General features: G+C 61.6%; 6 protein-coding genes. 4 read left to right on the top strand and 2 right to left on the bottom strand.

Annotation, left to right across the window (positions count from 1 at the left end; translation table 11 throughout):
- Positions 1 to 342 precede the first annotated feature (342 nt).
- Positions 343 to 816, bottom strand: coding sequence for a hypothetical protein (locus tag FHG66_RS11020; RefSeq protein ID WP_139076799.1), 474 nt, complete (start codon positions 814 to 816; stop codon positions 343 to 345).
- A 768-nt stretch (positions 817 to 1,584) separates the two neighbouring features.
- On the opposite strand from FHG66_RS11020, the gene FHG66_RS11015 reads away from it, so the two are divergent.
- From FHG66_RS11015 to FHG66_RS11005, 3 genes are read left to right on the top strand one after another with little or no spacing between them, the layout of a single operon-like run.
- A complete protein-coding gene (locus FHG66_RS11015) occupies positions 1,585 to 2,697 on the top strand; it encodes a glycosyltransferase family protein (protein WP_139076798.1) in 1,113 nt (370 codons plus the stop codon).
- Complete coding sequence (locus FHG66_RS11010) at positions 2,684 to 4,834, top strand: hypothetical protein (RefSeq protein ID WP_139076797.1); 2,151 nt, start codon at positions 2,684 to 2,686, stop codon at positions 4,832 to 4,834. Before FHG66_RS11015 ends, FHG66_RS11010 begins: the two co-directional genes overlap by 14 nt.
- Positions 4,831 to 5,241 carry a hypothetical protein gene (locus tag FHG66_RS11005; RefSeq protein ID WP_139076796.1) on the top strand — a complete coding sequence of 137 codons (411 nt, stop codon included), beginning with the start codon at positions 4,831 to 4,833 and terminating at the stop codon, positions 5,239 to 5,241. The genes FHG66_RS11010 and FHG66_RS11005 overlap by 4 nt, the downstream gene beginning before the upstream one ends.
- A 268-nt stretch (positions 5,242 to 5,509) precedes the next feature.
- Here the strand turns inward: FHG66_RS11005 and FHG66_RS11000 are convergent, their stop codons facing one another.
- Positions 5,510 to 5,833: a hypothetical protein gene (locus tag FHG66_RS11000; protein WP_139076795.1), complete on the bottom strand. Its 324-nt coding sequence runs from the start codon at positions 5,831 to 5,833 to the stop codon at positions 5,510 to 5,512.
- 396 nt (positions 5,834 to 6,229) lie between these two features.
- Between FHG66_RS11000 and FHG66_RS21555 the strand changes: the two genes are divergently transcribed.
- Complete coding sequence (locus FHG66_RS21555; RefSeq protein WP_176556209.1) at positions 6,230 to 6,388, top strand: hypothetical protein; 159 nt, start codon at positions 6,230 to 6,232, stop codon at positions 6,386 to 6,388.
- Positions 6,389 to 6,592: the final 204 nt, after the last annotated feature.

The following is a 6,592-nucleotide window of genomic DNA, read 5'->3' as shown; positions in this document are numbered from 1 at the left end:
CAGCCCTTAGGGTGTTCCGACCATGAAAGGGGAAGGACGCAAGAAGCAGCCTTCGCAGTGGCGCTCCGTTACCGTGCTAAGCGGGACCTTCCTGAGCCTGCTGAAGTGCCTTTGAAACTATCGCGCTTAGCCCGCTTGCGGTCATCGTCGGTTTTCCATCAGAGAAAGCAGATGCCATCCGCTTTGCTGTTCTCGGCTCAGCGGCTTGGCCCGGACAAACCCGAAAGCTCAACGGGCCCGCTAGTGATCTGTCAACGGACGGCGATGATCACTTTGCTCCAAACCAGCGCCTCGACATGAGCTGCTAAAGTAGTGTTAGGTTTGAAGCCAATCCTCCAATCGTTAGGCGTCGCAGATAGTGTAGCCAAGTCGTCCCAGGTTCCGGCCAGTGACTCGCATCACCTCGTCGGGGCCGACATGACGCGCCTTTTGCATGAACCAGGCCGCCAAGCCCGGCGAGTAGTAGCGGGACATGACCTCCGACCAGTATTCAAACCATACGGGGTCGATAGGCCCATGCTCACTCCAGGGCCCGTGAAAGCCGAACACCGTGTTAGCCCCGACGCAGAGATCCCTGATACCTAAGTAAATTGTGCAGGACGAGAAGCAGACCTGCCCCCGGATCTCGGCCTCCCTATGATCGCGGTTGATGTGGTCGACCTCCATCGTCCGCTCTCCGATGGGGCCCCCTTGATCTCCTTGGATGATCAGGACCGGCCTAGCCTCCAGGCCCAGATCGGAGGCGGCCAGTGGCGCTGCAGCGCCCAGAATCAGAGTGAAGAGCAGCGGGAAGGCACGACGTCGCAGGCTGGTCATCGAGACTCCGGATCGGTTGAACAACGCGGCCTTCCTGCCTCGCAAAAGCCGCTGATCGGCAGGTCGCTAGAGCGGCCAGTGAAGCGACTTCACACCCGCCACTCCTGGTGCCCTTTAACGATTTGTTAGCTATTCCAGCGCACTCGTTCAAATGAATCGAGAATTTAAGGTTAACGACAGGGTTAGATGTCCGACCATCTCCAAGCTCTGAGCCCTGCCAAGATTGTAGGGGACTTCAGCTCACCGACTGAATAGGAGTCGAAACTGAAGGACCGAGGTGCCCGGGTCTGCAATCCGCCTCGCGATGGACGGCAGCGCGCTGCAACTCACAACCGGAAGCTCACCAAGAAGCGCTGTTGCATCGAAAGGGTCTATGCCAAGCTGAAGAACTCGCGCGCTTTGTCATACGCACCGTCCGCTGTGGCGACCCGTTCCTTTCAGCCATCGCACAGGCAGCCACTGTCGTCTTCGGGCTGCGATAGTAGCTCCTGACTTAAGCAGATCGTTAGTATCTTGTTCACCAGTACAGGTTAACGATCCTCTGGCGAAATCGGAGGACTTAGATGCAAATTCGTCAAGCTGTCGACTGCGCAGCCTCAATGTGACGCCAAGACGCTGTGTTGGCGCACCTTCTGTCGGTTTGCTGAACTGCCTTTATACGGCTGATCTGGGCAGGAGGACGCCGCTCGGATGGCCATCATGAAGTGCTACCGAGCCGCCAAGATTAAGCTCAGGTAACAATGTCGGATATCGAGGTCGGCAAAAGCGATGTTTGCGACAGCTAATAGAACTACCGATACCAAGGATAGAATTCTGACGGCACCGGAGCGACTCCGGATCGCGATCCTCGTCGATCCGCGCTTTCCCGGCGGAACCTCTTCGGCCGTGGCCTACGAGATCAAGGCCATGCACGCCCGTGCCGATCTCACGGTCCATTGCATCGAGACCAAGATGTTCAAAGGGCGCGAGATCAATCCCACCCTGAGGCGCGCCTTGGACGAGACCGGGCTGGAGCCGGTCTGGAACGCGCCGATCGTGCGCTCGGACGTGGTCGTGCTGCACAACCCGTCCTGCCTCAAGTTCGATGACAGGCTGCGGTCGCGCATCCATTGCGATCGGCTCATCGTCGTGACCCACGAGAACGTCCTGCGCCCCGACGGAACCGAGGGGTTCGACGTGGCCCATTGCCTCCGGCTCATCGCGGACCGTTCGATCTGCCGCAGCCGCCGCCTGTTACCGGTGTCGGGCAACAACCGCCAGGGTGTCGAGGAGTGGCTGCGGCGCACCGGGTCCGACTGGGTGCAAGCGCCCTTCGACTGGTTCAACATTTGCGATTTCGAGATGATCGCTCCAACAACCACCCCGGCCGACCGGCGTGGCCGGCTCTCACGCCCAGGCTTCGAGAAGTTCCCCTCGCTCGACGTGATGCGGAGGCACTTCCCCGAGGCGGCGGACTGCTGCCGCATCCTGGGAGGGGACAGCTTTCTGCTCGATCCCGAGACGCTGCCCGAGCACTGGGAGGTCCATCCTTTCGGCTCCATGCCGGTCGGCCAATTTCTCGAAGGCATCGACTTCTTCGTGTACTTCACCCATCCGCAGTGGCGCGAAAGCTTCGGCCGGGTGATCGCCGAGGCGATCTGCGCGGGAAAGGTCGTCATCACCGATCCCAGAACGGCCGCGACCTTTGGAAATGCTGTCGTAGCCTCGGACGGGTCTGACGTGGACGGCATCATCGCGGGCTTCTTGGCCGACCCGCCGTCCTATGCCCGCTTTATCACGCACGCCCAGACACTCGTTCAAGGCTTTGGCTCGGACCGCTTCGCCGCCACTGTGATGGCTGGCCTTCAGGACCTCAGGAATAACGCTGATGCTTTACTGTGAGAACGCCAGAGGCCCTGAGGGCTCATTCGACGACCTAGCGGTCTTCGTCTCCCAGCTTGAGGCTGCTGGGATTGAGGTTGGGATCGGTCCCCACTCCGTACCATCCGAACTGTCGCGCAACGCCATCTTCGACGCCGTAGCCCGTGTGCGCCTGGACCAGCCTGGGTCGGGCGACGCGCTTTTGCTCGTGAAAGGCCACGAGTTGACCGACAGGAGTCTAACCCGGCTCCGGCGGCTTGGCGCGCCCGCAAACCTCAGGACGCTGGTCCTCGGCCGCTTCCCGAGCTTCCAGTCGGTAATCGGTGCCAAGATGAAGCTCAGCTATGCGCTCGGTGAGAACCCGGAGGTCTTGGACGTGCCTGCCGGTCTCGGGGTCGGCAGTCATCACCTGCCAGTCTTCGGCGTGAAATCCGGCCGGGGTCGTCGCCAGGATAGCCGCCCGGTGCTGTTGCTGATCAGTCCCGATCTCAAATCCGACACGCAGCGCGAGGCGCTGTTCGCCCTCGCGGCGTCACCCCTCGTCCGACTGATTGTCTTGACCGAGGGAGAAACGAAGCAGGACCTCCAGAAGGTATTCGGCCAGGCCGTTACCCTGTTCCACTACGGTGAAATCCTCCCCGTGACCCTCGCGCCTATGGCGGACGTAGCGCTCGTCTTCTCCGCCCCATCGAGTTCCTACCGGAGCCAAGCTCTCCTCGCGAACCTGGTCGTTTCCGGTGTCGCTGTGGCTGACTGCTCGCGCGAGAAGGGGCATGTCAAATACGCCAATACGCTTCTCCAAGGGCCGGCGGACCTGCTGGCGACAGGTACTTACCTGTTCGGCGGCATCTTGAGCGCGGCTGGAATGATCGGCCGGGAGATCGCCGGATCCAAGTTCGCAGCCTCCCTTGACGGTGGCGAGACGCTTCTCGCGGTGCGGCGCCTGCAGGCCCCCGCCGAGGCCCTGGCCGCCCCAGTGGCCACCGGCGGCACCCCCCGCCGGAGCGGCCGGAGCAAGGTGCTCGCGAGCGAGTTCCAGGGCGGCGCGGAGCCTGTCACGTCCGCGCCGGCGCGCGAGACGCATCCCCTCGTGTTCGTGCCCACGAACGGCGTGGGGCTCGGCCATGCGCAGCGGACCTCCCTGATCGCCAGCGAGATCGATCCCAAGGTCCTGACCCCCGCCTTCGCGGCCTTTCCGTCCTGCATGAAGATGCTGAAGTCCTACGGCTTCGACGTCATGCCGCTGGTGAGCCGCTCGGGCCTGCACAGGGCCGAGCACGAGAACGACCTCGTCAACTACCTCCGCCTGCGGGGCCTCACGCGCGGGTCCAAGACCCTCGTCTTCGATGGCGGCTATGTGTTCGACTCGATCTACCGCTCGATACTCGAAAACAACCTGAATGGGATCTGGGTCCGGCGGGGGCTCTGGCAGAAGGGGCAGGACAACTCTATTGCCCTCGATCGCGAAAAAGCCTTCAGCCGCGTTATCGTGCCATCCGAAGCGTTCGAAGAGCTCAACGAAGGCTACTCCCAGGGGAGCCATATCCGGACAGTCGGCCCTATCGTCCAGCGCCAAAAGATGACAACGAAGAGGCGTGAAAAGCTTCGCGGCGAGTTGGCGTCCCGTTATGGCCGCGAGTTCAGGCACCTCGCGGTGACCATGCTGGGTGGCGGGGTCGCGGCGGACCGAAGCGCACAAACTGCTGCAATCTGCGCAATGATGGCCAGCCGGCGCGACACGCTCCATCTGCTAGTTGTCTGGCCCACTGCCACCGTCGAGGCTGGCGCTTATGCCTGGCCCAACACCCGGGTGGTCAAGACCCACCATGCCTCGGCGCTGGTTGCGGCGGCCGACCTCTACATCAGTGCCGTGGGCTACAACTCCTTCCATGAAGTCATCTACAACCGCGTGCCTACCATTTTCATGGCTCAGATGGCGCAGTTCATGGACGACCAGCAGGCCCGTGCCATGGCGGCGGTGAACCGAGGCTGCGCCGACATCGTCGCGCCCGACGAGATGCTGTCACTCCGCCACAAGATTTCAGCGTTTCTCGACGGTGGTCGAAGCGCCGAGATCCGCGCGGCCTTGTCGGAGCTGACCCTTCCCGAACCTGGCAATGCCGAGGCCGCCCACCTTATCCTGGAGCTGACCCAATGAGCACGACACCTTGGCAGAGCATCCTGGGCCGGGTCACCATGCAGGTGGCGGAGGACATCGATGACCTTCTACGGGTCTACGACGCGCGCACGCGAAAAGCGGGCCGGGACCTCTTCCCGGAGAGCGTCGACAAGAACCCGTTCACGCCGGACTTCCACGAAAACGACACGGTTGTGATCGGCGTCCGGATCACCGAACCGCGGGAGGACGTGGCTGATCTCGCAGTGCAGCTTGGCACGTTTGCCCTCGAGAAGCAGGCAGACATCGTAGTCCTAAACTATCTGGACTACTGCGGGCTCGAACGCTTCGGGTTTCGGTGTGAGCGCATTACCGGCGAGACCGACGAGGCACGCGCAGCCTGCGAGCGGCAGGTTGCTGCGTTCTGGAACTTGGAGATCATCATATAAGCCCGCTAACCCTGTCGGCTGTCCGGGCCATTCGATTGGCGGGGTCGACCTACAGGGACGTCAGGAGCTCAGGCGCACGACTGAGGAAACCAACTCAGCCTACTGGAAGGCATAGATCCAGTTCTCGCTCGCCGACCAAGCTTTATGAGTGGTGGGCCGACTCCTGGAAGGATCGATGTGGCACGGTCGCGGCGTGGAATAGGTAACCAGATCCATTCTGGACCTGAGAGTTGGCATGGACCGAGCCCGGTCGGTCCTGCCGATCTGATCAGTAGATGGAAGCGCCGACCTGCCCCGTGGTGGCCAGCGCCGACAAGCTCTGTCCACTGGCTGCAAGCGCCGCAACAGCTTGCAGGGCCTGTGCGGATGGGTTTTCGGAGAAGGCGCGAAGCGCGTCACCCAGGGCACCTTGCAGCGCCAGAAGCTCAGGATTCATCTCAAGGAACGCCAGGAGTTCCTCTGCCTGTCCGTTGGCAACATAGGCCTCAACGAGCCCGATGTCTTGCTCGCTGATGGCGGCAATGGTCGGTGACCCGAGGTGGGTTCCGAGGAGCAGAGCCGCGACAGCGACAGAGAACTTACGGTTGGTCATCTATAAACACCTGACAGAGTAAGTGTGGTCGCTTGCGCAACCACGGGATGGATTGGACTCTGCATGGCAAGGCTTAAGAACTCGTTGAACCGGCTCAGCTTTGCTGAACATCGTCTGGTCTCGTGATGCCTCTTCGCCTTGGTGGACGCCTCGACACACTTCTCAGGGGGGCCAGGACGGTGATACGGTGACGAAAGGGCGGGGAAGTAGGGTTCTCTCCAAGGAGATTGGCTGGCTTTATCGCCACTACTCCCGCGTGGCCGCCTTCTGTTTGGCTTGCCCCATAAACCGCCGGAGCGTTCTCAAGGTGGGGAGCGATAATTGTTGTGGCCGAGGACCTGCGTCAGGGCCTCATAGCCGACAAGATCTAAGACCTAACGCCTGATGGCCTGCCTGATGGTTGAACTCTTGTTGCACAAGGCCAACATGCCGGATGGGGCCGTGCTGGATGTGCAGATCGTAGATGAGCAGGCCTGTCCGGTGGCTCTGGCCCACGAGGACCTGAGCGTGTCTTTCGTTGTCACCGCAGCCTCAGCGCTCTCAGTGCTGCCTTAGCGCCTCGCCTACATGCCTCCTTTGAGCAAGCCCGCAAGCCCGATGGACTTCCTAGGGGGCGCTGCTCCGAGATCCGCAGCAGCAAAAAGCGGAGTGTCTAGAAGGACGGGCTTAGACCAAGCTCGAGAGCGCTTTGCCGATGGGTCGGAGTTTGCCATTAGGATAGGGCAGAGTGTTCAGTGCTCTGGCTTTTATGCCAGGCCC

The organism is Rubellimicrobium rubrum (assembly GCF_006152115.1).
Taxonomy (GTDB): Bacteria; Pseudomonadota; Alphaproteobacteria; order Rhodobacterales; family Rhodobacteraceae; genus Rubellimicrobium; species Rubellimicrobium rubrum.
The sequence above is the reverse complement of the archived record's forward strand: the minus strand, read 5'-3'. Positions and strand labels throughout refer to the sequence as shown.